A 25,813-nucleotide genomic window follows, 5' to 3' on the forward strand; every position below is an offset into this window, starting at 1 on the left:
GCTCACGGCTCTCTTTAAAAATACGAATGAACGCCGCCTGACCAAGCTGGCACTTCCCGGCTGCAAGCCGCTCTTTCAATTTCGGCAGCAAACGCGCACGCACATTGGCGAGTCGCGCCGCCGCTCCCATGCTCCGCCATCCCTCAGATTCCGGCGGCGCAGGATAGGGCAGGGGGGGATGATCGCGAGTGATGATCTGCATGGCGAGGCTGAGCCAGGAATGAAGAGTCGTGAAAGAGTCGGCGCGCGCCACGGGGACAATGCTCCCCATGAGCGCCGTAGCAAGAATCAGGCGGCGCGTTTTCATGGCGCAGCCAAATCAGGCGACGGGCGGCGGCAGCGCAGAGGGCAAAAGAGCAATCTGCTTGCCTCGCACAATGTTCATCGCCCCATTCAACTCACCACCGGGTTCGATCGACACCGACCGCGCAGTGACATCGCCATTGACGGCGCCATTGCTTCCGATCAGCACCGGTCCCGTGCAGTAGATCGTCCCGGTGAGACGCGCCTGAATCTCCACGTCCGTGGCATGCACGGCATTGAGGAAGGCCACATCCGCACCTTTCTCCACCACAAAACGCTGGCAGTGAATTTCACCGATGATGCTGCCCGTCGTGCGGAAGCTGGCGTCACCCGAGCACGTCACATTCGCCTCGATGATGCCATGGCATTCGAGATCCCGGCACTGCACGCTGCTGGCCGAAAGCCTGCCGCGTTTGCGGATGAGCACATTGCCGCGCGTCTTGATCGACTGTGTGGAGGTCATGTTGATCTCCACATCTTCCAAAGAGATGTAAGCACCGCAGGTAGGGCAGTTCGCAGACTTGGCAGAGCGCCCGGTTTTAAACTTGTGCCCGCAGTCAAAGCACTCCGCGTCTTTGAAATACTGGTTCCGGTACATGCCCTGCTCCTTCATCTTCTGCAGCGAGTTCGCCGTTTGTGGGGCCGGGGCGGCCGTAGGAGGCGGGGAATTGGATTGCGGGCGGCGCGGGGCTGCCGGCATCGGCTCCGCAGCGGCACTCACAGGTGCGGCTGCTTCTTCTGCTGCTACTGCTTCAGCCGGAGCTGGGGCAGGGGCCTCGGGCTCGGCAGCAGCCGGGGCATCAGCGGGGGGTGGCAGATTCTGGCTCTGCAAAAAAGCACCAAACCCATCCGCAGCCGTAGGCGCGGGCTCAGGGCGGGGGGCTGCTGCCGCAGGCTTGGCTTCTGGTGCCTTGACCGCGGGGCTGGCGGCTTCGGGCGCTGCCGCCCAATCAGCCATCCCGGCACCCGAGCGCGTGACCGCAAGCCGCGCCACAAGAAGGGCACACCACTTCGATTTGATTCTTAGGTGGTGTGGGAAGGATGCTGGTCTTCGTGCCGAAGAACCGTCCGAACACTCAGGTGGGAGTTAAGGTTGTTTGGGAGCGCCGCCGAAGACGGGCTTGGTTTCAGGCTTTTTACCGACCTGGGACTGACCCATGAAGGTGGCGCCTTCTTCGATGGCGAGAGTGCCTGCGGCGATGTCGCCGACGAGGATCGCGTTGCTCTTGAGTTCGCAGCGCTCAGCAACGGTGATGTTGCCTTCGACTTTGCCGAAAATGATGACGGAACGGGTTTTGACCTCGCCTTTGATGAGGGCATTTTCACCCACGGTCAGGCTGCCGTCGGAAACGACTTCGCCTTCGATCTTGCCGTCGATGATGAGGTCGTGGGAAAACTTGATGGAACCTTTGATTTCGACGTCGTTGGAGAGAACGTTTTTACTGGTGGTCATGAGGGGAGATTGATGTGAGCGTTGGGGTTGTGCAGCGGGAGCGGTGGAGAGAATGGGGGCGCGTTCGACTGCTGGAGCCGGTGCGTGTGCCTCAGAACGCCTGTCTTCCTTTTGCCCTTCGGGTTGTCCTATGATTTGCCTTAGCATGATGGATAAAATATAGCTGGTTATTAACTTGAGTGTCAATCTTCGGCTTGCTTATTTTTTGTCAGTTTGCTGTAAAGGTGTTGCTGAGATGGGTTGCGCCGGGATGGTTTTGGGGCTGTATCGTATCATGATGGAAAATGTGTTTATCACAGCCGCTGAGACGGCCTGTGTTCTTGGTTCGCAAATGGAGGCGTGTCTGGACGCACTGCGTGAGCGGCGCAGCGGCCTGGCCCTGGCTCCATGCTTATCTGGAGCGGGATTTGGTTCTCTCCCTGTGGGCGCACTCCCCTCACGCGATCTGGTGAAAGGCCGGCGCTATGCCGCAGCCAGCAATGCAGCCGTGAAAGTAGCCGCATCAGCCGTCCGCCGTGCAGGCTGGACTCCAGCGCAGATCCGCGAATCCTGGCTGTTCGGAGCCAGCAGTCGCGGCAACGCAGGGGAAATACTGGGGGTGAATGCATGGCGCAGACCACTGCGCAAGTTCAGTGCCAGCAACACCATGCACTGTGAAATACCTGCCGCCGTCAGCATTGATCTCGGCATTCGCGGCCCATGGCAGATGATTTCGAACGGCTGCTCCTCCGGCCTCGATGCCCTCGGCATGGCCTGGATGGCCGTGGCCAGTGGCGTGGCTCCGCGTGCGCTCGTGGTGGCTGTGGATCTGCCCCTCATCGCCGCACTGCTGCAAGATTTCCAGGACACCGGCCTCCTTTCCACCAACGGCGTCAATGATCCCTTCGCCCAAACCTCCAGCGGCTTCTTCCCAGCCGAAGCCGCCGTGGCCGTCACCCTGGAACGCGACGCCGCAGGTCGTCCCAAACTCTGCCGTCTGGAGCATTACTCCGCCAACAGCGATGCCTATGATGCCCTCATGATTCCCGATGACGGCGGCGGCATCGAATCCTGCGTGCGCACGGCCCTGCTGGCGGGTGACCAGGACAAAGTCGTCGCCATCTGCCCGCACGCCACCGGCACCCTCAATCACGCCCGCGTCGAACCTCCCGCCCTCTTGCGGGCGCTCGATGGCCAAAGAGTCCCTCTTCTGCCCCTCAAGCCTCAAACCGGCCACACCCTCGGCGCCAGCGGCCTGCTGGACGTGGCCCTGCTGGCTGCCTGCATGGCCGAACACTGGCTTCCCGCCACACTGACCGGCCTCACCCCGCCCGCATGCGGGCTGCCTTTGCTGGACTCAATTCGCCATCTTTCAGCACACGACCGCGTGATCAAACTTGCCTCCGGCATGGGGGGGCACAATGCCGCTGTGTCCCTGGCAGTCGTTTGATTCCGTGCTTGGCACCGGCGGTGGATTCGCGACAGTCGCCCACCGCATGACCCGCCTGCCACTTTCGATTTCCATCATCTCTCTTAACGAAGAGGCCAACCTGCGCCGCTGTCTCGCCAGTCTGGGGGATCTGGCTCAGGAAATCGTGATCGTCGATTCAGGCTCCACCGACCGCACCGCCGAAATCGCCGCCGAGTTTGGCGCGAAGTTTGTCCAGCAGCCATGGCTGGGATACACCGCCCAGAAAAACCACTGCCTCACCCTGTGCTCCCTGGAGTGGGTTCTGGCGCTCGATTGTGATGAAGAACTCACCCCCGAATTGCGGAATTCGATACAACAATTCTTCGATTGTCACGACGATCAGCGCTTCGACGGCGCGTGGATGTCACGCCTCGTCTGGTTCATGGGCCGCTGGATTCATCACGGCGACTGGTACCCAGATCGGAAAATACGCCTGTTTCGGCGCACGAAAAGTCAATGGGCCGCAGATGGTGGCGGGCAGGTGCATGAGCGGCTGGAGGTTGCAGGGCCCTGCACCACGTTGAAAGGAGACCTCCTGCATTACTCCTTCAAGAACATCCAGCATTACCTGGTGAAACACGTGCAGTATTCCAGCGTCTTTTTGCAGACCCAGGAAAGCAAAGGAAAGCGCTGGTCACTCCTGCACACCTTGTTCCGCCCCTGCTGGCGCTTCACTCGCGCCTACTTTCTGAAACTAGGCTTTCTCGATGGCTTCCCAGGCTTGTGGATCGCCGCCGCAACGGCCTTCTTCACCTTTGATCGCTACAGCCGGATGTATGAAAGCGAAGCGGAGGGCAGGAAATAGCAAACGGATGAAACTGGCTCTGATCCATCCGCAAATCATCCGCGGCTCCGGCGTGGAGAACTTCCTGATCGAATTCGCCAGACGCCTCGCCTCCGCTGGTCATGAGCTGACCTACATCACCTCCCTGACCACCCCCGAGATCGGCGCCGCGCTCCCCGGCCGCTGGGAACTGCTGCCGCGCCTGCGGGGCTCGGCCACCCTGCGCATGTGGCACTTCAACCGCCTGGCTCCGCGTGCTGCTCAGGCGGCAGGTGTGGATCTCAGCATCGGCTTTGGGCGCACCTGCGTGCAGGACGTGCACCGCAATGGCACTGGCTGTCACCGGATCTATGGCAACCTGCTGCCGTTCTGGCAGCGCTACAGTGTTAAACACCTCTACGAACTGCATCTGGAGCGCCGGCTTTATGCAGGAAAGGGGACGTCAATGTTCGTCTCCAGCTCCGCCCGTGTGGCGGCGCAGCTGCAGGGTGTTTATGGCACCGATGGCGAGCTCTTCCGCATGCTGACACCGCCCGTGGAGACGCAGCTCTTCCAGCTGGCCGAGAACCGTGCGAATACTCGCGAAATCTACTGCCGCAAACTGCAAACGGATGCAACGAAGCCCGTGCTGCTGTTTGTCTCGCTCAGCCACCGCCGCCGCGGCCTGGAGCCTTTGCTGGAGGCGATGACTCAGATTGACGCCACGCTCTGGATCGTGGGCAAGAGCCTGAGCCCCGTGATGGATGACAGGATCAAGCGCCTTGGCATAGCTTCACGCATCCGCGTCGTGCCGGTGACGAGCCACCTTGTGGAACTGTACCAGTCTGCCGACTGGTTTGTGCATCCCACGCAGTATGATGCCTTTTCAAACACCGTGCTGCAAAGCATGGCGTGTGGACTGCCGGGCATCATCTCGGTCATGGACGGCGCGGTCGATCACGTCCGCAATGGCGAGAACGGACTGATGCTCTACCACCCCCAGCAGCCTCGGGAGCTTGCCGCCCGCATCAAGGAGGCGCTGGCCTTTGATGCCACGTCCTGGCAGGCGCTTTCCACCGCTGCACGCGAAACCGTGCTGCCACTGACGTGGGAGAGGCACATGCTGGAGTGGGCTGAGCTGTTTGGAAAATAAAACCGGTGCCCCGCTTGTGAACGGAGCACCGAGGCGCGAGGCTACTTCTTCTTCAAGATGACGTCGCCGAGGCTGAACATGGGGCCGTAGATGGCGTAGATGAGGAAGCCGACCATGACGCCGAGAATCAGCATGGTGAGGGGCTCGATCATCTTGTCGAGAGTGGCGGCGAGGTTGTCGAGATCCTCCTCATAATCGTCAGCGATTTCGGAAAGCATTTCGGTGCCGGAACCGGTTTCAGAGGCGAGTTCGATGAGGCCGCAGAGATTGCGGGCATCGGGCCCGAGCCAATGAGATTCCATGAGGAAGGCTTCGTGCAGGGTGCGGCCGACGGCGATGTGCTCGCGCAGGCGGACGAACAGCTCCTTGTAATGATAGTGCCAGCTGGCCTGGGCGGTGATGTCGAGCGCACTGCTGAGGCGGACGTTCGATTCGGTGAGCATGGCCAGTGTGCGGAAGCCGGTGGCTGCGGCGGATTTGCGCACGAGGACGCCGACGACGGGGATCTTGAGGAAGAGGTCCTGCATGGGGCGCAAAGCGGCGATTTTGCTCCAGTTGGAGAAAAAGAAGTACAGGCCAACGAATGGCAGGATGGCCATGTAGGGCTTGTGAATAAAAAGATCCGAAAGGGCGATGAGGATCTTGGTCCCCATGGGCAGCTCGGTCTTGAACGAGGTGAAGAGCTTGGCCATGGCAGGCACGAGCGTGAAGCTCATGACGATGACGACGGCGACGCCGAGGACGATAACGACAGCGGGATAGATGAGGCCGCCCTTGAGCTTCTTGATGACCTTGGAGGATTTTTTCTGAGAGACGGCGATACGTTTGCAGACCTTCGAAAGCTGGCCGGCCTCTTCACCTGCGATGATGAGGGAGAGCATGTCATCAGGGAAGAGCTTGGGAAACTTCGCGATGGCGTCGCTGAATTTATCGCCCACGGAGATGGCGTGGACGACCTCGGCGATCATGCCTTTGTAAGTGGCGGACTTGACGCGGTTGGTCTGGAGCAGCAGGGATTTGGTGAGGGAGATATTGCGCTCAAGGCAGCGGCCGAGACCTGAGAAAAAGGCGGCGCTGTCGTCGGTGTCTGCCTTCGGGCTGGTCAGGCGGTGCAGCTTTTCATCAATGCCGGTGATGGTTTGAACCGTGGTGGTTTCGTTCTGCGCGACTCCAGCGCCAATGAGGGCTTTGTCATCGGTGTCCGTATCCACGAGGGCTTCGGATGATTTGCCGGAGTGAACGTTGGTGATTTTTACTTTTTTAAGCATGGCGCTGAAGGCTGGGAGATCTGGGCTTAGCTGCGGCTGAGGTCATGGCGGAGGGGTGCGGAGGTCCGTGACGAGACGCGGGCGGTAGGCGGTGAGGGTGAAGGAGGCGCCGGCGGCTTTCGTGGAGGGGTTCTGGGAGATGTTCACGATGGCGGTGCAGAGGGCGGTCTCCATGACGACGCCGTTGACGGTGGTGAGGCCGTTTTCAACCAGCACTGGATTGGTGAACATGGCCTGCTGAAGAATGGCGTTTTGTGCCGGGGACGGCATGAGCGCGGTGATTTGCACGGAGGACAGGCCGAGCTGCCAGAGCCGCACGGTGTTTTCCTGATAATTGCGTGTGATGGCGACCCGGTTGGCGAACTCTTCCTGCAGCATGAGCGTGGAGGAGAGGCTGACCATGGCGGTGGCGCCGATGGAGATGATGCAGGCGGCGGCCAGCACCTCAATGAGGGTATAGGCTGCGCGCTGCGCCCGCCGGACGTGTCGAAGGAGCTTCATGGCGGAGCGACAGGGAGGAAGTAGGATTCAAGCCAGGCATCACGCGGGAGAAAGGTGGCGAAAGCGGGGCCGCCGTTGGTGGCGGCGGGGACGGCTGGATCGCTGTCGCTGGTGAAGAGCAGGCGGCCGGGGTTGATGCCGCCTGCGGCACGGCGTTTGACAGTCCAGTTGGTCATGACTCCGCCGATCCAGCGCACGCTTTGTGTCAGGTTGGAGGGCATGTTGTACAGGATGCTCTGGTATTCGTTCACCAGGACGCAGCGCCAGCGGAATTCGGAGCCGCTGATGGGATTGCTGACCCATGAGAACTCGACGGGGCGGCCATTGTCATCCTGAAACGCAAGGACGTGGCGGCGGTTGTTTTCGCGCTCGAAGCGGATGTCACGCACCCAGCGGCCTTTGGCGCCGTTGGGCATGATGGTGATGATGACAGGCTTCAGGGTGGCTGCGTTTGCAAAGGCGGTGGCGTTGCTCTGGCCGACGAAGATGATTTGATCGACGACGCCATAAATGCGCATGTTTTTGAGATGCTGGCTGTCGAGTTTGATGAAGAGGACTTTGAGCTTGGCGTCATAGCCTGAAGGCCAGCCGGGCGGGGTGTAGGTGGGCGTGGCCTGCTCGGCGATCCAGTAGGCTTCGGTGGCGGAGTTGAAGACGCTGGCGACATCAATGGTGATGGTGGGGGTGCGTCCGGCGGCGGCTTCGCGATCTTGAAAGTGCCAGAGCGAGTTGTCCGGATTGTGGTTGTTCCGCACGACATCCAGGTAGCCAAGATAGTTGCTGGCACCGCTGCCGTCGATGGGGCCGGTGGTGCTGGGAACCACGGCCATGTTGGAGGGCAGCAGCGCCCTGCCATTCATATCGGTGCCATAAACGGGGTAGGGAATGGAGGGTGGTTCGACCGTTGAGTGCGACTGGATGTAGAGTGATTTGGTGCGAAAGGGCAGCTGCAACGGACTGGGAGTGGTGCGGACGAACAAGGAAGGCGGGTGATGAAGGACGGTGCGCCCCTGGACGGTCCAGTTGGCGTTGTGACCGGCACCGCCGGAGCCTGCGTTGGCGTATACGTCGAGCTCGGTGGTGACGCCGTCGGGCTTGCGATAGATGCAGAAGACATCCCCATTAAGAACAGGCGGCATGGTCTTGAGAAACTGCCATGCGTTGTAATCATCAATGTTGCCCGCAAGACTGGATGATGGGCGGATGAACTGCTCCACGTTGATGTAGGTGGCGCCGGGGCGCAGTCCGGTATGATTGAAAGGGAACACGGTGGTCATGCCCCCTGCTGTGTTGCTGGAGGTGTACACATTGAGATTGTCCCAGCCGTTCTGAGTATTAAATCCGCCAATGTCGCGGCCGAGCATGGTGTTTTGACTGGCGGCCAGGGTGCTGCTGGGGTCAAAGGCCTTGCTGGTGATGCACTGCCAGGCGAGGAGGCGGGAGCTTTCGACGCCGATGTGGCGTTTGCAGACATCCTCCAGATAACTGACCTGCGAGGCGCGTGTGCTCATGAGCGTGACCCAGGAGGTGACAAAAATGCCGCCGACAATCATGAGCATGAGCGCTGCCGCCATGAGGGCGCCGCGCGTGCTGCGATGATGATGTCTGGTGATGCGCATGACTGGGGAATTCAGAGGGCCGGAAACATCGGCACGGTAAACATGAAGGAGGAACGCCCGGCCATGTGATTGTAGGCCTGGCGTGGATCCGTGGAGGAAAGGGTGTTGGCGACCTGGCCGAGATGACGGGCGGCGGGATCCGGCCACCAGATGAAGTAGAACGGACGTTCATACGCACGTTTGAAACGGTCGATGGTGGAGGGTGACTCACGCAGCGCCAGACGCGAGGCGCGCTCAATGGTGATGAACAGAGGGGTGAAGCCATCCGTGGACCATTGGGCGGAGCTGGTGGGGCTGGGGATGGAAGGTGGGAAAAACACATCGTAACCGCCCATGTAGGTCAGTGCGGAGGGGGTGATGCTCGAGGTGGCGTCAGCGTAGCGTTTGACCGAGGCGTGAATGCCATTGGGTTCGGTGGCGCCGGTGAAGCGGATGAGGTCGATGTCGTAGATGGCGTTGACCTTGAGATAGCCGGAATACTTGCTGTAGCCGAGCACGAAGATGCTGGCGTTTTGGGGGGGCGCTGCTCCGTCATTGAGCGGGTTGCGATAGTCGCGATAGAGAGAACTTGAAACACCGGCATGCGCGATGATGTGGGCGCGAAATTTTTGCGGGGTGTCGAGTTCGTCGTCGGTGCTTGAATCGTAGACGATCACCGAGGGCCGGAAGGTGTTCATGCCGTCACGGGGCAGGCAATAGACGGCGGTGGCGCTGAGTGTGTCCGTCAGGAACTGCTCACGCAGTTCTTCGGCCAGCGAGAGGGCGCCGTACTGGGGAGCCATGCCCACATCGACGGTGGTGTTGAGGGTGCCATAAAAATTCTGCGAGCGGGTGGTCCCCAAGGGGACAGCAACCATGGAGGAGACGCTGGGCTGGCTGCGCATTAGAGTGCCGTAGGAGACGACAGCAGCGCCAAGGATCACTGCGGAAAGCGCGAGCACCAGCAGGAGTTCCACGGAGGTGAAGCCTCCTGGCTGATGGGCGCGGCGGATCATTTGGGTGCAGGCGTTGGATTGCCAAAGAGCATGCGTACCACGGACTCAACAGCGGGAGAGGCCGGAGGAGCAGGCTCCTGCGGTTTTGCGGGTGTTGAAGCCATTTGCTGCGCAGGCGGGGTCGACTGCACAGGCGGGGTCGAGGAAGGAGGGGCTGCAGGAGTGGGCTTAATCAGGCGTGGCGGAGAAAAGGGCAGGGGATTATCGGCGACGACTTGTGCGGGTGCGGGTGCGGTGGAAAGCAAGGGGGGCGGAGAGCTTTGCGGGGTGGCAGCCGTATTGGCTGCAGGATCGCGCAGCGGCAGTTCCATCGTGGCGTTGGCTCCCTTGCTGTCTTTTGCTTCGGCGTCGGTCTGGCCAAACATCTGATAGTGGACCTGGGGGGCGATGTTGATCGGAATGGTCATGATCTTCGGAGGCAGGCCGGTGAGGCGCTTCTCCTGCCATGCGAGTTCGATGTACATCGGGGTGATGTTTTTCACTTTCAGCTCAACGAGCTGATCCGGCAGAACGGGGGGGACGACACGGCCGGTCTCCAAAATGATGTCTCCCAGAAGAACGCGCATGCGGCCGTCCGCCATGCGTTTGGTGCCGACGACGGGGAGCTTGAGAAGCTTGTCACGAACGCGGTTCTCCTCAGTGTCACCGGTGGACTTCCGACTGAGGGCCTCGGTTTCGGATTCAAAGGGATTGTGTTCCTCTGGTTTTACCGTTTCCGGTGTCTTCTCCTCTGGCAGCACGAGCTGATATTGCACGCGCTTTTCGCCCTCCTCACCGGAGGCTTCCTGGGCATGGCTGGCGGCAGACATGAGGGTGAAGATCAGGCCGGGCAGCAGCAGTCTGTAGGCAAAGTTCATGGACTAGGATTTGGAGGCTTTTGGCTTTGGCGCGGCCTTTTTCTTGTCTACATCTGCGGCGGCAAGATCAAAAATGGGTGTTTCAAAAGAGACATCCATCTTCAACTGGGTGCCCGTGCTGCCGCCGGTGATCTGCACCACCTTCATGCGCGCGGTGGGCAGACGGCGTTCGATGTCACCCAGCCAGTTGAGGACCTTGGCAAATTCCTCTTCGATGGTGAGCGTGGTGATGACAGATCTGGGTATGAGCTTGTTGCCTGCGGATTGTTTGGATTCGGTCTTGCGGGAACGTACGAGGTTGATGCCGCGTTCGCGCAGGCTCAGCTCAATGGTCTGCTCAGCCTCCTGCTGAGTCTGGACGTGCTCGATGGCTGGCAGCCAGGAGCGGAGAAAGCGCCGCAGATCTTCGGTGTTGGCCTTGAACACCGTTGTTTCGATTTCAGCCGTGGAGCGTTCGTTCTCGGCGGTGACGGCGGCGGTTTCGGCATCTTCGGCCTCGGCCCGCGTCGTGGCCACCGTTTTGTGGATGACCTGAGCCGTGTAGGTCATGGCGCCGATGATCATGAGCAGGATGATGCAGGCAAGTTGCTTGGGATTCATGCTGGGCTGTGGAGGAGGGATTAATCGGCCTGGCGGACGAGTGTGGAATGGTATTCGACGACTTCACCGTTCTTGGTCTGCTGAGGTGAGTAGGAGCGGTAGAGCAGCTGACCGAGGGAGGCTTCGATGGCGGCAAGTTCGGTGGACACCTTGGAGCCGTTCAAATGGATGGTGAGAGCGATGTTGGAGGGCACCTGCTCGCTGCGTTCGAGGGCGACCTGGGTGATGCGGGTGTCTGTCTGCACCGCACGGGCGATCTTGACGGCGATGGGCTGCATGTTGCGCGCGCCCTCCATCCATTTGGCGACCTGGTCCGCCTTGTTGGCCTCGGACTCGAGATCGGCCTTTTCGTTTTTGAACGAGTCACGCTGGGTTTCGCTGAGCGCCTGGCGTTCCTGGGCGTCCACTTTCTGCTTGAGCGCCTTTTTGTAATTGAAGTAATCCATGGTCATCACGTAGGCGCTGCCGATGAGCGCCACATAAAAGAGGACGGGAATGGCACGGAATGACGAAGGGAGGCGGCGCGAGGTGTCGATGCGCGGCGATTTGAAATCATGGCAGAGATATTCGTTCATAGGAGTGCGTGGCTTAATGTTCGCCGATGATGGTCCAGAGGAGATCATCCTGGGTGAGATCGGCGGCGCCGACCTTCTCAAGATGCAGCATCAGTTCAGAGCGGAATTTGCTGTCATGGCCGTCGCCGACAAAATAGACGGGGCTGCCCTGGGGGATCTTGGCCAGCAGCGGGCTGATGATCTGCAGCGCGGTTTCCACGGCCTCGGGGCCGAGGCCGCTGCGGCAACGAATGTCACGCCACTGGCCTTCCTGCTGCACCAGCACGGCGAGTGAACCTTCACAGGCGGCGATGAGGACGAAGTCTGAAGGGGTGCCTCCGGAACTTGCGCGGAAGATGCTCAGGATGGCATGCTCCAGCATGGCAAACAAACCGCAGCATACCCGCCCTGGCTTCAGCTGAACCGTTTTGAGCACGTCCTCGGTCACTTTGACCAGGGATTCCTCCACGGCGAGCAGCAGGCTGGCGGTGGTTTCGGGGTGGTGGCAGACGGCGTAGCGTTTGCCGCGGTCATACTTGGGCCCCAGCACGGCACGGGGGTTGGTGCGCAGCAGGTTCACGCAATTGTCACCGCGCATGAGGTTGTTTTCGAGGCTGATGATGAAGCGGTGGTTCACGGAGACGGAGCACCAGCCGCCATCCGCCATGCCACGCCATTCTTCGCCTTTGAGCGGGGCGGCGTCGGCGAGCTCTCCCTCCTGCGTGCCGCTTTCCTCAAAGCGTCCGCGTTTGTTGATGGAGCGCCAGCTTACCGAACCGCGGCTGACATTGATGAGCAGAGATTTGCGGGCTTCAAAGCGTTTTCCCCACGGGACTGCGGAGTCGTCGGGGTCGGCTTTGAAAGCGGCGAAGCTCAGGACAGATTTGATTTCATCCAACAGCATAAATAGAGGTCAGTTGTTCTTTGGAAAGGAAGTCGTACACCTCATGTTCGGTGTAGCCGGTCTTGCGTGCGGTGGAAGGCTTCCAGCCGTCTGCCATGCGCATGTTTAAACAGCGTTCGAAGCTGACCATGCCCCGGGTGAAGCCCGCTTCGAGCTCCTGGTCCAGGTTCTTGAACTCACCACGGCGAATCATGCCGCACACCGAGTCATAAGGAAGGAGCAGTTCGTGAATGGGGAAGCGTTTGCCCTTGGCCTCGTCAAACAGGAGGCGCTGGCAGAGAATGCCGCGAATGGAGTCCGCGAAGGAGAGCATGGCGTTTTCCATGCGGTCACTCGGGATGAGCTTGAGGTAGCGCTGCACGGTCTGCGCTGCTGAGGAGGTATGAAGGGTGGCGACGACGACGTGGCCGGTTTCGGCGGCCTGGAGGGCGATTTCCGCGGTCTCGCCATCACGAATTTCTCCCACGAGAATGACGTCGGGCGCCTGACGGAGGGCGGCGCGGAGGGACTTGTTGAAATCCAGTTCGTCCGTGCCGATCTCACGCTGGGAAACGAGGGAAGGGATGCCGGAGGGATAGACGAATTCGATGGGGTCCTCGAAGGTGAGGACGTGTTCCTGGCGGCGCTTGGCGCGCTCAAGGATCATGGAGGCAATGGTCGTTGACTTGCCTGAGCCGGTGGCACCGCAGACGAGAAAGAGACCGTTCTTGGCTTCCAGGAAGGCCTTGATGGCGGGAGGTGGCACCATGAGCTTGCTGATGTCTGGAATGCTTTCGGGGAGCAGACGCAGCACCCAGCGCGGACGTCCCCGCGTGACCATGCGGTTGACACGATAACGCCGGGGGCCGAGCTGCAGGGCGTAGTCGATGCAGCCGGGGGTGAACTCCAGCGGGCGCTCCGGCTGGTAGATGAAGGAGTCATAAAACAGCTTGCCATTGCGCTTGTAGGTCAGCGCCTCCCAGGGAGTGACATAGAAGTCGCTGACCCCCGGGTCCTTCGAGAGGTGAAGCATCCGGTAACCAAGCTGACTGCGTTCGTGAATGTCTTCCATGGTGTTTTAGAAATTGCTGGTGAAGCGGGCACGCAGTTCCACTGCGGCGTTGGCGCTTTCATAGACGAGGAGGTTGCTGCCCTGGACGACGCTTGCAGCGGGGTCCTTGGACACCCATTCAAGCTCGAGACGATACTGGACCCCATCGATGGTGATCGTGAAATCCGTGGTCGGGTTGATCAACTGAACGATGTCTGCGCTGGCGAGACGATCACTGGTGTTGGGGGTGCTGACCAGCCCGAGATTGATGTACGTGGTGGCGCTGATTGTGGGCTGTGTCAGGTTCAGATTGACGGTGAGGGTGACTCCTGTGGCCTCGCTGTTATAGAAGGTGGTGCCGTTCAAAATCATCAACGCACCAAAATCGAACCATGTGTTTGGCGTGATTTTATCAAAGCTCGCGGGAGTGAAGCTCAATGAGTTTTCGACTCCGGCATCGAGGTAGGTGCCGTTGCCGAGATCGAGCTTGGTGTTGCCAGATTTGATGGTGGAGGTGGTGCTGCTGTTTTGAATGTTGGTGACGAGATTGGAACCGCCGAGGGCGTTGCCCCAGCTGCCCTCACCTGAGCCGCTGAAACCGCTGGTGAGACGGTAGTATGACTGCGAATTGGTGAAACTGGTGGCGTACTCGGCGGGGCGTGTTGACAGGTTGTAAGCTTGGAGAGTCATCGCCGGCATCAAAGGAATGCTGGTGCCTGCATATTCCTGCCAGGCTCCGCCGTTGATGCTGTACATCAGCATGGAGACCTCTGGCGGGCCCCCTGAAGTGATGGTGACTGAGGTTGGGAAATTCGAGAATGCAAAGGTGCCGCCAGCAGGTGAGATGACAGGAACCGGTAAAAATGCGAGAGTGGGCTGGGCTGGAGAGCCGCCACCGCCACCGCCTCCTCCGCCACTGCCCCCGCCCGAGTCTGGAGGAGGACCCGATGAAGCGTCCGCTGTTTCATTTGGATTGAATCCGGTGGTGGGAGTGGGGGGCGTGAAAGGCTGCGGATCCAAATAGCCTGCAGCGGGGTTGGATGTGGATGTTCCCCAGACCCAGCCGCTCTTGTTTGAATTAAAAGTGACGACAGATTTGGTGCGCTTTTCTGTGCCGTAGTCGGCGGTCGCAAGAGTTTCATCCAGGTAAAAATCAGACACCGCACTGCCTGCCGCCTTTCTTATGATGAAGCGTTGCTTGGTGCGATCCCAGAAGGCTCGTGGATTGTTGGAATTGTCCGGCTGGGAGGTCATCAGGGCCCGCAACCGGACATCCAGCAATCTGCCTGAAACAATGCCCACATGCTGCTGCCATTCTGACTGCGGCCGTGAGCGTTTCAATTTATCAAGCACCGTCTGGGGGGTGGAAAGACCTGCCAAACTGCCGCCATCTGCCACATAGAGGGCCACCATTTGATTCAGAGTGTTGACATCCGATTGAAGCTTGGCCACACGGGCGGAGTCAGAGTCATCTGTAAGGAGGGATACACCCACTCCTGCGATCACGCCAAGCAGGGCGATGGTGATGACCAGTTCAAGCAATGAGAATCCGCTACGACAGGGGGAACTGTGTACATCTGAGCGCAAAGCTGTGACTCTAGCGGCTAGCATTGATGTTCTACTAAATAGTTAAAAGCTCCTAAATTCAAGGGGAAGATATGGAAAATATAATAAACATGATTTAAAACATTCAGCTGTTCAAATATTTGGCACAAAACATAAAATCAATACACTTCATTGATAAATGCCATTTGATTTGTTTTTTCATTTCAGGTATAATTACCATAATATGCGCCATTTTACAGCACTGTTCCAGTTCTATCTCCTGCTTGGCCTCGTTGTGACGAGCTTGTCGGGGACGACGTTGCGCGCCCAGTTCAATCAGAGCAATCTGCACGTGATGTCGCCCGAGCATGAGATCGAAGCGAGCAGGCTCCGCTCGGCCGCGCCCCAGCAGTATGACTTTTCAAAGGCCATGTTAAGTGATGTGCTGAGGTTTCTTGCGACTGACGCAGGGATCTCGTTCTTTTCGCTGCCTGATGACAGCGCGGATGGGGGGCGTTTGATCACGTTTTCAATCAATGCAAGCCCGTTCCAGGTGCTGGAAACATTATGCAAAGCCAATGGACTGGCCATTATTCCCGACAACGGCATCTGGTATATTCGCCCTGCGGATGATCGCGAACTCATCGGCAAATCGTATGAGATCAAAAACAATGCTGTGGAACTCGTGGAACGTGTGAGTTCGGGGACAACTTCCGCTTCCACCAGATCCAGTGGTGGCAGCGGGGGTGGCATCAGCGGGGCGGGAGTGGGGATGGATCTGCAAGGAACCAGCCAGACGTTTTCAGTCAAACGCAGTGAAGTGATCAATGACATTCGTACCTTGCTGGGCCTGCCACCTGAGGAAATGGATGGAGCACTGGCACCAACGGGCATGCCTGGCATGGGCGCCACCGGGACTGATGAAAATGCGGCGCGGGCGATGAATTCAAATGAAATGAGTTCGGTGAGGAAGCCCAAGGTGATCTGGAAATCTGATTCGAACACTCTCTACATTGTGGCAACGCGTCTCCAGCACCTGTGGGTGGAGGGCTACATCGCAGCCGCAGACAAGCCGCAGACAATGATCGCCGTGGAGGTGAAATTCATCGAAACTTCGCGTGATCCTTCGCGTGAATTCGGCATCGACTGGACCGGTACACTCGAGACTGGAAACTTCCGGCAGGTGAAGGACGTGACGAGCACGACTGATTCCACCACGGGACTGCCGGTCACAACGGTGAATTACGACAACGTGCCGACCACGGGTGGTTACCGCACCGATCTGGCCAATCTGCTGACCTCCGGGAATCTCAACAACGTGGGGGCAACACTTGGCTTTCCAGCCACGAGCATTTTGAGTGCGCAGGATGTGAACGTGAAACTGCGCGCGATGATGCGTGACCAGGAAACCAACACCACGTCCTACCCTCGAATGGTGACCCTCAGCAACCGTGAGGTGGCCATTCGCGCGGTGGTGAACCAGCCGGTGCTGGACGCGAGCTCCACGGCGAGTGCTGGTGCCGTCGGTGCCACGACCACGAGCAAAGTCGCCTATCTGCCGATCGGAACCGTGTTGAACATCCTGCCCAAGCGCATGCAGGGTGACAAGGTGCTGCTGAACATGGCGGTGACCGTTTCAAGCATCATTGGCACGCAGGTCATCTCAGGGAATCCATACCCCATTGCTTCATCACGCGTCTACAGCGCGCCGGTGGAGATTGAGTCGGGGTACACAGTGGCGGTGGGCGGGCTGGATGAGGCCACTGAAAAAGAGGCCGAGGCAGGTGTGCCTTTCCTGAGCAAGATCCCAGGTCTCAAGTGGCTCTTCGATTACAAGAGCCGGAGCAAAAATCACAAGAGCCTCATGCTCTTCATCACCCCGACGATCATTGATGGGCGCAATGGCGGACTGCCTTCGGAGCCGCAGTCCGTTGTGCCGCTGAAGCCGCATCTGGCCGGCAAGCCCAAAGTCGACACCAACAGTGGTGCGCTGATTGGTGGCAGCAACTCACTGCCGAAGACGGTGGAGTATCTGTCGCGTGAAGCTGAGATCCTTGGCAACACGATCAAGGAGAGCCGGATCACCCCTGAAGTGAGGCAGAAACTCAAGGAACTCAAAGTCGCCGTCGAACGTGTCGAAGAACAGTGTGACACCATGAAGCTTTCGGAGCCCGCGAAGTTTGCCATGATTGACCAGCATCAGCAGATGCTGAGAACGATCCTCAAGCGCCTGGAGTCTTTCGCGAGCATCCTGTTCAAGAAGGAGCACTTCTAAATCAGCGGGTCGCCACGCGCTGAAACACGCGTGGTGTTTCGCTGCTGGCACTCTTGGGTTTGGGCGCAGGTTTTGGATCCAGATTTTGGGTGAGAGCTTCAGGGCTCACAACTGATTCGACGCCTTTTTCAGGCACTTCAACCTTGGTCACCCAGAGCAGGGCGTTAAGCACGGCTTTGCGCACGTTGTCGTTGCCCCAGTTGGCGTGAAAATGACCGCCGGTGAAGCCGAAGCCGCGGCCGCCGTCTGCACGCTCAAGGGTCCACATCATGGTTTCGGGGCTGCCTTTTTCAGCCTGGATGTGGGGATAAGGGCCTTTGGGCGCCACGTAGGGGCCGTCACGCGTGGCGTCGCTGGGAGCTGCCACCAGGATGGGGACAAACTTGGCTGCGCCATCTTGTGCAGGTGTCACACCGTGGCCGAAGGCTGGGCGGAAGCGCATGTGGATGTACCATTCGTCTTTGGTGGCGAAGGGCAGCACTCCGTTTGAGATGGGGTGTTTTGGCAGGGTCGTGTAGTTTGCGTCCCAGATCGGATTGCAGGAGTAGGCGTTTTCATAATGACCGCCGAGCCACTCCTGGAATTCTTTGCCGGCCTGACCCGCCACGACTTCGACGCCGTAGTGCATGCAGCCGAAGCCGACGCCTTTGGCGATGAGCTTGCGCAGGGTTTCGAGGTGGCCGTCCACCACGGCAGGGTGCTTGCCGCCACCATCGGCGTAAATGACCACGGCATCCGCGTCTTCGAAGGTCTTTTCATCACTGACCCAGCCCATTTCGTGGCGGTCCACCACGAGATTGGGCACGCTTTTGAGGCATTGCTCCAGCAGCATGGTACCTGCGCGGAATTCATGCATGCCCGGTGGATGGGAGGGCTTGCCTGCGATGAAGACGAGCTTCTGTTTGCCCTCGGGTGTGACTGCCTGGAGTGAAACAGCGGTGGCGAGGAGGGCGGCGAGCAATGGTACTGTCTTCATAGGTTGGATGGAGTGACTCGCATCATTCCCATCCTCCGGCTCAAATCAAGAGCCGAAGCCGTGGATCATAGGCCTCTGGTTACCGCACGACCTGAAACTCGGGGAGCATGCAGACGGCCCAGAGCAGGTCTTCGAGCGACTGCTGCGTGGGCTTTTCACCGATCAGGCTTTGGGCCGTGGCGAGTTCGCTGGCGGAGGGCGCGCGACAGAGGGCCTGATGGTAGAGGTCAACGATCAGAGCGGCAGGTGACTGGACGGGTGATGCGAGCAAACGCTGTGCCCCTTTGGTGATGCTGGCAGAAAGGATGCTGCCGTTGGCGAGATCAATGGCCTCCAGGGTGGTGAGATCATTGGGACGGGCGGTGACGATCTGGTCACGGTTTGGGCGGCCCAGAGTGCGCATGAGGAAGTCTGACTTCATCAACGAGGCGCGGATCATGCGATCTGAGGCGGCGGATCCCTGGGCAAGAAGAGCAGGAGCCTGGGCATTGATGGTCTGCTGCCATGCGGCCAGGGCTTTCACGACGGTGACGGGCTGCCAGTCCTTGGGGTCGAAGGCCGGGATGCGGCCTTCCTTGGTGGCCGGAGCTTTGGCCGACCACTCCCAGGTGGCATCGCTGCCGATGGCGGTCTCTTTGCCTGTGGCATCGCGCACGCGGGCATCGAAGAAAAATCCGGCGGGGTTCGGGCCTTTACCGGCATTGGTGGCGATCACGAGGATGGAGTTCGCGCCTTTGTGCAGCGCGGTTTGCAACGGCACGGCGGCGAGCTTGGTCCAGTCATCCCCGGCGCTGATCTTGCGATTGTTCACGAAGAGGGTGTAACCATTGTCGCAGGTCACGACCGCGCTGGCGCTGGCGGGATCGGTGTCGAGTTTGATCGTTTTGCGCAGTGTGATTGTTTCGCCGGAGGGCGGTGTGCTGCCGGGCTTGGCACTGTGGCCCCAGATCCACTGGCCTTGGATCTTGATCTGTTTCGCGAGTTCCGGATCGACTTTGCCGCGCAGGACTCCGGCATCCATCTTGGCGGGGGCTGCACCGGTGATCTGCCAGATGGCATCCACAAACTGCTCGGCGGTGAGGCGTTTCGCCCGTGGTCCGGCATAGACGTAACCGTGATCGTCGATGCCTTTGGTCACGACCTGGGAGTGAGATTGATAGGCCTGCGACGTGGCGATGAGGGCGAGGGTCTGCTTCAGATCATACTTATGCTCTGCGAGGTGCGCGGCCAGGTAGTCGAGAAGGTCCGCGTTCCATGGTTCCGTCTGCATGGCGTCCGCCGGATGGACGATGCCGCGTCCCATCAGTTTCTGCCACAGGCGGTTGACGATGGTGCGTGTGGTGCGGCCATTCTGCGGATGAGTCATCAAGGCTGCGAGCTGCTTGAGGCGTTCGGGTTGCGGAGCCTTCGGATCGATCTGGCCGATCTCGGGGAACAACCAGGAAGCCACGGCCTGCTGGCCGATGGGTTTGTCACAGCGATTGATTTCCAGCGGGCGGCTGGAATAGATGGCCGCGAGTCCGTAGGCTTCGCTCAGCTTCCAGCGGTCGATGAAGCTGTCGTGACATGACGCGCACTTCATATTGATGCCAAGGAAGCTCTGCGAGACGCTCTGGGCGAACTGGATTTCCACGGTCTGCCCGGCGCTGACATCGCCACGCCATTTGATGCCGTCGATGAATCCGCGGCTTTCATCATTGGGTGGCGCGATGAGCTCGCGCACGAACTGGTCGAAGGGCATGTTGGTGATCAGCGCGTGATACAGCCAGTTGCTGATCTGCTTGCGCCCGCCGGTGACGAAGCCGGTGCCGCCGTAGTCATTGCGCAGGAGGTCGTTCCAAAACGTGAGCCAGTGCTCGGTGTAGTCGATGTCGCGCTTGAGCAGTGACTCAATCAGGCGGGTGCGTTTGTCGGCGGAGGTGTCTTGGGTGAAAGCCTCCAGATCCTTGGACGAAGGCAGCAGGCCGATGAGATCCAGATATGCGCGGCGAATAAACGTGGCATCGTCGATGGCCGCAGGGCGGGGGAGTTTCTTTTGGCCGAGGTATTGATCAAGAATACGATCAATGGGGTTGCTGCGTCCCTCCACAGTGGCAGGCAGGATCGGCATGCGGGGTTTGAGCGGCGGCTCATACGCGGGCTTTTTGAAAGCGAAGCCTTCCTCCCACGTGAGTCCTTCATCGACCCATTGCTTCAGCAGTGCGATCTGCTCGGCAGGCACCCGCTTGCCCTTAGGCGGCATCTGGTCATCGGGATCGGTGGAGAGGATGGCCTTGATCATGGTGCTCTCCGCGCTTTTGCCGCTCACCACCACAGCGCCGTCTTCACCGCCTTCCAGCAGGGATTTGCGATCATTGAAGGAGAAGCCGCCCTTCTTCTTGTCGCCGGCATGGCACTCCGCGCAGTGCTCCCGCAGGATCGGGACGATCTGGTGGGAGAAATCGACGGCGGCAGTCGCGGCAGTGATGGGAAGGAAAAGGAGAATCGAGAAGCGCATTCAACAGCACGAACGTTGCGCGGAGATGGAATCTCGCGGGTTGCTTGCGGGATGTTCTCAAAAGAATGAACTGAGCCCCCCCCCGTGGTCGCAGCCAGTGCTGGAGGCATTCACCGGGAAGATGCGAAGAGTGCGCGACTCAAGGAGTCGGTGCGATTTTCACCGAGGACAGAATGTTGTCGGCGATGGCACGTCCCGCTTTGGATTTGCTCGTGAAGAGCACCTGGACCATCCACATCTCCTCCCCGTTGAGGATGAACAGACTTTCGGAGAGAAGTTCACTGCCAAGGCGACTGGCGGAGAACGAAGCCCGTTTGGCCGGAAAGGAGGAGACCTTGGTGTCCTTGACCTGCTGCTGCGGATTGGTGATGCCATCAAGGGCGGACACCGCTTTCAGAATGCCGGAGGCAGCGCCGTCCAGGCTGATCGTGGTGCCCTTGGCATAGCGAATTTTATTGACGATCACCTCCATTTCATCCGCGGCTTTGCCCCGGAAGCTTTTGGAGGCTATCACCGCAGCGAGCTCAACCTTCTCGGGTTTTTCGACCAACGGAATGGGGCATGTCAGGCTGAGGCCGTCCAACTGCTGCGTCTTGGCCATCAGACCTGCTGCCGTGACGTCGATGGCACTGGTCAAGCTGCTGGCGCCCAGGTCAAACTGTTCCAGCAGTGAAGGCGGCAGCTGCGCGACCGGCACGTTTCCCATGCCTGCCGAATGCATGAATGACACCTGGGTCTCTTCGATCTTACGAACTTTGGCATCCTTTAAAATCCTGCCATCGGTGAGCTTGATTTCAGGGATGGTGAGGCTGGCTCCACTGGTTCGCACTTTGGTTGCGGCATCGTTCATGGACGCGGCCAGGACCGTGAATTCCGTCAAGGCAGATTTCAGGTTTTTCTCCCCGCTTTCCTGCTGTTGTTTGAGCGCGGCGGTGGTGGCGGCCGCCTGATCTGCCTTGATCTTGAGGGCTTCATATTTCACCCATGCATCCTTGCTGTAAGCCAGGGATTCCTGTGTCTGGGAGAGCTCAGGTCTGAGCTCCTGCAGCTCTGTTTTAGCGCGGTCAATTTTGTGCCAGCAGTCAGCGCCGTAAAATGCGCCGCCAACGGCAGCCAGAAACAGGATAAGTTTTACAAAAGTCATGATGAACCGGAGATGGTGAGAATGAAATCAGCGCAGATACCTGGCCTTATAAGCCTCGACTTTGGGGCGTAATGCTTTGACCTCATCCTGCAAGCGTGTGGCTTTGCTGTTAACCTCGCTGACTGCCTGGGTGAGTTCTGTGTTGGCTTTTTCGGAGGCTTTCAGCTGGACTTCCAGCGTGGCTGCGGCGGCGGGGAGGTTTGGCTGGACAGAGTTTATTTTAACCTGATAGGTGTCCAGTTCCGCCTTGGCTTGATTGAGTGCGGTCTGCAGATCCGCCTGTTCCTTTTGCAGGGCGTCTTTCTCTTTGCAGGAGCAAAGCAGCAGAGACATGGCCATGCCCCCGGCCAGCGCCCATTGTGACGGAGATTTCTGCTTGAAATTCAGCGCAGCCATTGGGTTTGAATCTAAACGGTCCGACCTATTGAGCATAAACAATGAATTGAGGTTGAGGTCGGTTTCATCCGGAGATTTCAATTTGCGTCAACAGCATTGATCAAAGTTTGCAAATCTTCTCCGGCCGGTCGGTGCTTGCTGACTGTCCTTCCTGCCGTGTCAGTGCATGTCTGCAAGATGTCCCTTGCTGCTGTCGTTCGGATTCGTCCCATGAAGTTTCTCCCCCTTGCCGCTGCCTCATTGATATTTGCCACTCTCGCCCATGCTGCTCCGCAGGATGACCAGTATGTCCTCGGACCTGATTCGCAGGTCAAGGAAGGGGTGCCGCAGGGGAAGGTGACGCAGATGCCGGCGTGGACGAATTCGAAGATCTACCCGGGCACGACGCGGGACTGGTGGGTGTATGTGCCTGCGCAATACAAGGCCGAGACGCCTGCAAATGTGATGGTGTTCTGTGATGGGGGCGGTTTCGTGAAGGCCGACGGCCAGTTTCGCGTGCCGGTGGTGTTCGACAATCTCATCGCCAAAGGGGAGATGCCGGTGACGATCGCCATCTTCATCAATCCGGGGGTGTTTCCCACGACCAATCCGAAGGAGAAGCCGCGCAGCAACCGCAGCTTTGAGTATGATTCCCTGGGTGATCTGCATGCCCGTTTCCTGATTGAAGAAATCCTGCCTGAAGTGGCGAAGAACTACAAGCTGACGGACGACCCGGAAGGTCGGGGCATCTGCGGCAACAGCAGCGGCGGCATCTGCGCCTTCACCGTGGCCTGGGAGCGCCCCGACGCTTTCCGCAAGGTGATCAGCCACATCGGCTCCTTCACCAACATCCGTGGCGGTTATGTCTATCCCGCGCTGATCCGCAAGGCGGAGAAAAAGCCCATCAAGGTTTTCCTGCAGGACGGCAGGAACGATCTGGACAACCAGTTCGGCAACTGGCCGCTGGCCAATCAGGACATGGCGGCCTCGCTGAAGTTTGCGGGCTATGATTTCCAGTTTGTGCTGGGTGAAGGCACCCACAATGGCAAGCATGGCGGTGCCTTGCTGCCGGACACGCTTCGCTGGCTGTGGAAGAAGTGAGTGTGAACTTTGAACGCTCAACATTGAACATTGAATTCAGATCTGATCATGATGCGCATCCTCCTAGCTTTTTGCCTTCTTTCCTCCTCGCTGTTTGCCCAGGACACCTCACTGCATGACTACCTCATCGAAGGTGAGCCGTGGCGTGAAGTCGCGAGTGGTTATGTCTTCACCGACGGCCTATGCTGCGATACGGCTGGCAATCTGTTCTTCACTGATGTGAAGGGCGGGAAGGGGATCTACAAGCTGGACGCCGCGGCGGGGAAGGTGGATTTGTTTCTCGACAATCTGCCGGGCATCAGCGGGCTGCAGATTGGGCCGGATGGGCGTTTTTATGCCTGCCACAACAAGGAGGGGCGCATCATCGCCATCTCGATGAAGGGCGAGGTGGAGGTGCTGCTCACGGATGTGAAGTGCAATGACCTCGTGGTCAGCAAAACGGGAAACCTGTATTTTACCGAGACGCCGACGCAGCGGATTCATCTGATCACCAAGGACAAGAAGCACCTCGTCGCAGATGAAGGCCATGTGGTGAAGCCGAACGGCATCACGATCTCCACGGATGAGCGCACACTGTTTGCTTCTGAATACGGCGGCAAGCACGTCTGGGCCTGGCGCATCGAGGACGATGGCACCCTGACCGGTGGTGCGCCGTACATGACGATGTGGCTGCCTGTGGGCAAAGAGTCCGCCGCAGGTGATGGCTCGACGACGGAGGCCAACGGGCGCACATTCGTCACCACCGAGCTGGGTGTGCAGATCTTTGACACCGCTGGCCGTTTGGCTGGGATCATCGCCAAGCCGGACCCGCTGGGCAAAGTGGTCAGTGTTGAGTTTGCCGGCAAGGACCACGACATTCTCTATGTGGCCGGTGGCGAGAAGGTCTATGGCCGCAAGGTCAAGGTGAAGGGGTATTTCGGGAAGTAAGAAAGAAGAAAGTGATGCAGGCACTCCTGCCTGCAATGGATGGCTTGGGATGCTCGATTTGCAGGCAGGAGTGCCCGCATCACTGAACACGCCATGATCGAGGACGAATCCGTGCCCGCCTCTTGCCTCGAGGCGCTCACGCGCTAGCTTTCCGTGCATGTCCCTCGACACCATCAATTCCCTCATTCATTCCGAATCCGCACGGCCCGGCATCGTTGCCCGTGGCTGGGTGCGCACGAAGCGTGATTCGAAAGCCTGCTCCTTCCTGGAAATCTCTGATGGCTCCTGCTTCAAGGGGTTGCAGGTGGTGGTGGACGCGGCGCTGCCTTCGGCGGAGCTGCTGCCGCGTATTTTGACGGGGGCCTCGGTGGAGGTGCTGGGCGATCTGATTGCCTCGCCTGCCGCCGGGCAGAAGTGGGAGATGCAGGCGAAGGAGCTGCGGCTGCTGGGCGAGGCAGATGCGACGTATCCACTGCAAAAGAAGGGGCACACGCCGGAGTTTCTGCGCACCATCGCGCATCTGCGGCCGCGCACGAATCTCTTTGGCAGTGTGTTCCGTGTGCGCAGCAAGATGGCCTACGCGGTGCATCGCTTCTTTCAGGAGCGCGGGTTCTTCTATGTTCATACGCCGATCATCACCAGCAGCGACTGCGAAGGGGCGGGGGAGATGTTTCAGGTGACGACGCTGAAGCCGAACACGCCGACGAAGCCTGAGCAGGATTTCTTGGCCGCCCCACCTACCTGACGGTCAGCGGGCAGCTTCAGGGCGAGGCCTTTGCCTGCGCGCTGGGCAACATTTACACCTTTGGCCCCACCTTCCGCGCCGAGAACAGCAACACCACGCGCCACGCGGCGGAGTTCTGGATGATCGAGCCTGAGATGGCCTTCTACGACCTCGCCGCCGACATGACGCTGGCGGAGGATCAGGTGCGCTACCTGGTGCAGGCGATGTTTGATGAATGCCCTGACGAGCTGGAGTTCTTCAACAAGTTCATCGACAAGGGACTCATCGACCGCCTCAAGCAGACGCTCGCCAAACCTTTCGAGCGCATCAGCTACACGGATGCCGTGGAGATCCTGCTCAAGAGTGGACGCAGCTTTGAAAATCCGGTGGTCTGGGGCGAAGGCCTTCAGACAGAGCATGAGCGCTACCTTGCGGAAGAGCACGTGAAAGGTCCGGTGACGATCTTCAACTACCCGAAGGAGATCAAGCCCTTCTACATGCGCCAAAACGACGATGGTAAAACTGCGGCGGCGATGGATCTGCTCGTCCCGGGCATTGGTGAAATCGTGGGCGGCAGCCAGCGTGAAGAGCGCCTGGATGTGCTGGAGGCGCTGATGGCCAAGCAGGGGCTGGATCCCGAGAACTACGCCTGGTATGCGGACCTGCGCCGCTACGGCAGCGTGCCCCACGCGGGTTATGGGCTGGGCTTTGAGCGTCTCCTCATGTTTGTCACAGGCGTACCCAATATCCGCGATGTCATTCCCTTTGCGAGAACGCCGGGGCATGCCGCATATTGAGC

The 25,813-nt window shown here is 59.3% G+C and carries 23 protein-coding genes and 1 pseudogene; 7 read left to right on the forward strand and 17 right to left on the reverse strand.

Annotated features, from left to right (window positions below; genetic code table 11):
- From ACILSL_RS22330 to ACILSL_RS22340, 3 genes are all read right to left on the reverse strand, one after another.
- Nucleotides 1–307 (reverse strand): hypothetical protein (locus tag ACILSL_RS22330; protein ID WP_395734282.1); only part of this gene is annotated, 307 nt, incomplete at its 3' end.
- Nucleotides 308–319: 12 nt separating this feature from the next.
- On the reverse strand, nucleotides 320–1,261 hold the full coding sequence (locus ACILSL_RS22335; RefSeq protein WP_395734283.1) for a polymer-forming cytoskeletal protein: 942 nt from the start codon (nucleotides 1,259–1,261) through the stop codon (nucleotides 320–322).
- 129 nt (nucleotides 1,262–1,390) lie between these two features.
- The gene (locus ACILSL_RS22340) at nucleotides 1,391–1,756 is read right to left on the reverse strand and encodes a polymer-forming cytoskeletal protein (protein WP_395734284.1); all 366 of its coding nucleotides are present in this window, start codon (nucleotides 1,754–1,756) and stop codon (nucleotides 1,391–1,393) included.
- A 421-nt stretch (nucleotides 1,757–2,177) separates the two neighbouring features.
- On the opposite strand from ACILSL_RS22340, the gene ACILSL_RS22345 reads away from it, so the two are divergent.
- The 3 genes from ACILSL_RS22345 to ACILSL_RS22355 are packed head-to-tail and all read left to right on the forward strand — an operon-like array spanning nucleotide 2,178 to nucleotide 5,122.
- Nucleotides 2,178–3,185, forward strand: a complete 1,008-nt coding sequence (locus ACILSL_RS22345) for a beta-ketoacyl synthase N-terminal-like domain-containing protein (RefSeq protein WP_395734285.1) — start codon at nucleotides 2,178–2,180, stop codon at nucleotides 3,183–3,185.
- Nucleotides 3,186–3,231: 46 nt separating this feature from the next.
- The gene (locus ACILSL_RS22350) at nucleotides 3,232–4,011 is read left to right on the forward strand and encodes a glycosyltransferase family 2 protein (RefSeq protein WP_395734286.1); all 780 of its coding nucleotides are present in this window, start codon (nucleotides 3,232–3,234) and stop codon (nucleotides 4,009–4,011) included.
- Nucleotides 4,012–4,018: 7 nt separating this feature from the next.
- Nucleotides 4,019–5,122: a glycosyltransferase family 4 protein gene (locus ACILSL_RS22355; protein ID WP_395734287.1), complete on the forward strand. Its 1,104-nt coding sequence runs from the start codon at nucleotides 4,019–4,021 to the stop codon at nucleotides 5,120–5,122.
- Between the two features lie 41 nt (nucleotides 5,123–5,163).
- Here the strand turns inward: ACILSL_RS22355 and ACILSL_RS22360 are convergent, their stop codons facing one another.
- Genes ACILSL_RS22360 through ACILSL_RS22405 form a run of 10 tightly spaced genes read right to left on the reverse strand, consistent with a single transcriptional unit; the run spans nucleotide 5,164 to nucleotide 15,061 of the window.
- Nucleotides 5,164–6,390: a type II secretion system F family protein gene (locus ACILSL_RS22360; RefSeq protein WP_395734288.1), complete on the reverse strand. Its 1,227-nt coding sequence runs from the start codon at nucleotides 6,388–6,390 to the stop codon at nucleotides 5,164–5,166.
- 42 nt (nucleotides 6,391–6,432) lie between these two features.
- Nucleotides 6,433–6,891 (reverse strand): hypothetical protein, encoded by a 459-nt coding sequence (locus tag ACILSL_RS22365; RefSeq protein ID WP_395734289.1) that lies wholly within the window; start codon nucleotides 6,889–6,891, stop codon nucleotides 6,433–6,435.
- Nucleotides 6,888–8,510: a hypothetical protein gene (locus tag ACILSL_RS22370; RefSeq protein ID WP_395734290.1), complete on the reverse strand. Its 1,623-nt coding sequence runs from the start codon at nucleotides 8,508–8,510 to the stop codon at nucleotides 6,888–6,890. Before ACILSL_RS22370 ends, ACILSL_RS22365 begins: the two co-directional genes overlap by 4 nt.
- An 11-nt stretch (nucleotides 8,511–8,521) precedes the next feature.
- Nucleotides 8,522–9,505, reverse strand: a complete 984-nt coding sequence (locus ACILSL_RS22375) for a hypothetical protein (protein WP_395734291.1) — start codon at nucleotides 9,503–9,505, stop codon at nucleotides 8,522–8,524.
- Nucleotides 9,502–10,362, reverse strand: coding sequence for a hypothetical protein (locus ACILSL_RS22380; RefSeq protein ID WP_395734292.1), 861 nt, complete (start codon nucleotides 10,360–10,362; stop codon nucleotides 9,502–9,504). Before ACILSL_RS22380 ends, ACILSL_RS22375 begins: the two co-directional genes overlap by 4 nt.
- 3 nt (nucleotides 10,363–10,365) lie before the next feature.
- Nucleotides 10,366–10,962, reverse strand: a complete 597-nt coding sequence (locus tag ACILSL_RS22385; protein ID WP_395734293.1) for a hypothetical protein — start codon at nucleotides 10,960–10,962, stop codon at nucleotides 10,366–10,368.
- 20 nt (nucleotides 10,963–10,982) lie between these two features.
- Nucleotides 10,983–11,537 (reverse strand): hypothetical protein, encoded by a 555-nt coding sequence (locus ACILSL_RS22390; RefSeq protein ID WP_395734294.1) that lies wholly within the window; start codon nucleotides 11,535–11,537, stop codon nucleotides 10,983–10,985.
- Between the two features lie 13 nt (nucleotides 11,538–11,550).
- Entirely contained in the window at nucleotides 11,551–12,420 is an 870-nt protein-coding gene (locus ACILSL_RS22395; protein ID WP_395734295.1) for a hypothetical protein, read from the reverse strand.
- The gene (locus ACILSL_RS22400; RefSeq protein WP_395734296.1) at nucleotides 12,407–13,471 is read right to left on the reverse strand and encodes a type IV pilus twitching motility protein PilT; all 1,065 of its coding nucleotides are present in this window, start codon (nucleotides 13,469–13,471) and stop codon (nucleotides 12,407–12,409) included. The genes ACILSL_RS22395 and ACILSL_RS22400 overlap by 14 nt, the downstream gene beginning before the upstream one ends.
- A 6-nt stretch (nucleotides 13,472–13,477) precedes the next feature.
- Entirely contained in the window at nucleotides 13,478–15,061 is a 1,584-nt protein-coding gene (locus tag ACILSL_RS22405) for a choice-of-anchor K domain-containing protein (protein ID WP_395734297.1), read from the reverse strand.
- A gap of 178 nt (nucleotides 15,062–15,239) precedes the next feature.
- Between ACILSL_RS22405 and ACILSL_RS22410 the strand changes: the two genes are divergently transcribed.
- On the forward strand, nucleotides 15,240–17,270 hold the full coding sequence (locus ACILSL_RS22410) for a type II secretion system protein GspD (RefSeq protein WP_395734298.1): 2,031 nt from the start codon (nucleotides 15,240–15,242) through the stop codon (nucleotides 17,268–17,270).
- A 1-nt stretch (nucleotide 17,271) separates the two neighbouring features.
- Here the strand turns inward: ACILSL_RS22410 and ACILSL_RS22415 are convergent, their stop codons facing one another.
- The 4 genes from ACILSL_RS22415 to ACILSL_RS22430 all read right to left on the reverse strand — a co-directional run bounded on the left by ACILSL_RS22415 (nucleotide 17,272) and on the right by ACILSL_RS22430 (nucleotide 22,364).
- Complete coding sequence (locus tag ACILSL_RS22415; RefSeq protein ID WP_395734299.1) at nucleotides 17,272–18,246, reverse strand: ThuA domain-containing protein; 975 nt, start codon at nucleotides 18,244–18,246, stop codon at nucleotides 17,272–17,274.
- 79 nt (nucleotides 18,247–18,325) lie between these two features.
- Entirely contained in the window at nucleotides 18,326–20,743 is a 2,418-nt protein-coding gene (locus tag ACILSL_RS22420) for a DUF1549 domain-containing protein (protein WP_395734300.1), read from the reverse strand.
- A 139-nt stretch (nucleotides 20,744–20,882) separates the two neighbouring features.
- A complete protein-coding gene (locus ACILSL_RS22425) occupies nucleotides 20,883–21,887 on the reverse strand; it encodes a hypothetical protein (RefSeq protein WP_395734301.1) in 1,005 nt (334 codons plus the stop codon).
- Between the two features lie 27 nt (nucleotides 21,888–21,914).
- Nucleotides 21,915–22,364, reverse strand: a complete 450-nt coding sequence (locus ACILSL_RS22430) for a hypothetical protein (protein ID WP_395734302.1) — start codon at nucleotides 22,362–22,364, stop codon at nucleotides 21,915–21,917.
- A gap of 129 nt (nucleotides 22,365–22,493) precedes the next feature.
- Between ACILSL_RS22430 and ACILSL_RS22435 the strand changes: the two genes are divergently transcribed.
- From ACILSL_RS22435 to asnS, 3 genes and pseudogenes are all read left to right on the forward strand, one after another.
- Entirely contained in the window at nucleotides 22,494–23,363 is an 870-nt protein-coding gene (locus ACILSL_RS22435; RefSeq protein ID WP_395734303.1) for an alpha/beta hydrolase, read from the forward strand.
- Between the two features lie 48 nt (nucleotides 23,364–23,411).
- Nucleotides 23,412–24,290: an SMP-30/gluconolactonase/LRE family protein gene (locus ACILSL_RS22440; RefSeq protein ID WP_395734304.1), complete on the forward strand. Its 879-nt coding sequence runs from the start codon at nucleotides 23,412–23,414 to the stop codon at nucleotides 24,288–24,290.
- 157 nt (nucleotides 24,291–24,447) lie between these two features.
- Nucleotides 24,448–25,811: pseudogene (asnS, locus tag ACILSL_RS22445) on the forward strand (asparagine--tRNA ligase).
- The last annotated feature ends 2 nt before the right edge of the window (nucleotides 25,812–25,813 follow it).

Source organism: Prosthecobacter sp., assembly GCF_044222345.1.
Classification (GTDB): domain Bacteria; phylum Verrucomicrobiota; class Verrucomicrobiia; order Verrucomicrobiales; family Verrucomicrobiaceae; genus Prosthecobacter.

Excerpts from the sequence above, each read along its gene's own strand:
- ACILSL_RS22350 (WP_395734286.1), top strand. The coding sequence starts at position 3,232 with ATGACCCGCCTGCCACTTTCGATTTCCATCATCTCTCTTAACGAAGAG.
- ACILSL_RS22415 (WP_395734299.1), bottom strand. The coding sequence starts at position 18,246 with ATGAAGACAGTACCATTGCTCGCCGCCCTCCTCGCCACCGCTGTTTCA.
- ACILSL_RS22340 (WP_395734284.1), bottom strand. The coding sequence starts at position 1,756 with ATGACCACCAGTAAAAACGTTCTCTCCAACGACGTCGAAATCAAAGGT.
- ACILSL_RS22360 (WP_395734288.1), bottom strand. The coding sequence starts at position 6,390 with ATGCTTAAAAAAGTAAAAATCACCAACGTTCACTCCGGCAAATCATCC.
- ACILSL_RS22355 (WP_395734287.1), top strand. The coding sequence starts at position 4,019 with ATGAAACTGGCTCTGATCCATCCGCAAATCATCCGCGGCTCCGGCGTG.
- ACILSL_RS22390 (WP_395734294.1), bottom strand. The coding sequence starts at position 11,537 with ATGAACGAATATCTCTGCCATGATTTCAAATCGCCGCGCATCGACACC.
- ACILSL_RS22405 (WP_395734297.1), bottom strand. The coding sequence starts at position 15,061 with ATGCTAGCCGCTAGAGTCACAGCTTTGCGCTCAGATGTACACAGTTCC.
- ACILSL_RS22380 (WP_395734292.1), bottom strand. The coding sequence starts at position 10,362 with ATGAACTTTGCCTACAGACTGCTGCTGCCCGGCCTGATCTTCACCCTC.
- ACILSL_RS22400 (WP_395734296.1), bottom strand. The coding sequence starts at position 13,471 with ATGGAAGACATTCACGAACGCAGTCAGCTTGGTTACCGGATGCTTCAC.
- ACILSL_RS22370 (WP_395734290.1), bottom strand. The coding sequence starts at position 8,510 with ATGCGCATCACCAGACATCATCATCGCAGCACGCGCGGCGCCCTCATG.
- ACILSL_RS22420 (WP_395734300.1), bottom strand. The coding sequence starts at position 20,743 with ATGCGCTTCTCGATTCTCCTTTTCCTTCCCATCACTGCCGCGACTGCC.
- ACILSL_RS22375 (WP_395734291.1), bottom strand. The coding sequence starts at position 9,505 with ATGATCCGCCGCGCCCATCAGCCAGGAGGCTTCACCTCCGTGGAACTC.
- ACILSL_RS22365 (WP_395734289.1), bottom strand. The coding sequence starts at position 6,891 with ATGAAGCTCCTTCGACACGTCCGGCGGGCGCAGCGCGCAGCCTATACC.
- ACILSL_RS22395 (WP_395734295.1), bottom strand. The coding sequence starts at position 12,420 with ATGCTGTTGGATGAAATCAAATCTGTCCTGAGCTTCGCCGCTTTCAAA.
- ACILSL_RS22425 (WP_395734301.1), bottom strand. The coding sequence starts at position 21,887 with ATGACTTTTGTAAAACTTATCCTGTTTCTGGCTGCCGTTGGCGGCGCA.
- ACILSL_RS22410 (WP_395734298.1), top strand. The coding sequence starts at position 15,240 with ATGCGCCATTTTACAGCACTGTTCCAGTTCTATCTCCTGCTTGGCCTC.
- ACILSL_RS22435 (WP_395734303.1), top strand. The coding sequence starts at position 22,494 with ATGAAGTTTCTCCCCCTTGCCGCTGCCTCATTGATATTTGCCACTCTC.
- ACILSL_RS22385 (WP_395734293.1), bottom strand. The coding sequence starts at position 10,962 with ATGAATCCCAAGCAACTTGCCTGCATCATCCTGCTCATGATCATCGGC.
- ACILSL_RS22440 (WP_395734304.1), top strand. The coding sequence starts at position 23,412 with ATGATGCGCATCCTCCTAGCTTTTTGCCTTCTTTCCTCCTCGCTGTTT.
- ACILSL_RS22335 (WP_395734283.1), bottom strand. The coding sequence starts at position 1,261 with ATGGCTGATTGGGCGGCAGCGCCCGAAGCCGCCAGCCCCGCGGTCAAG.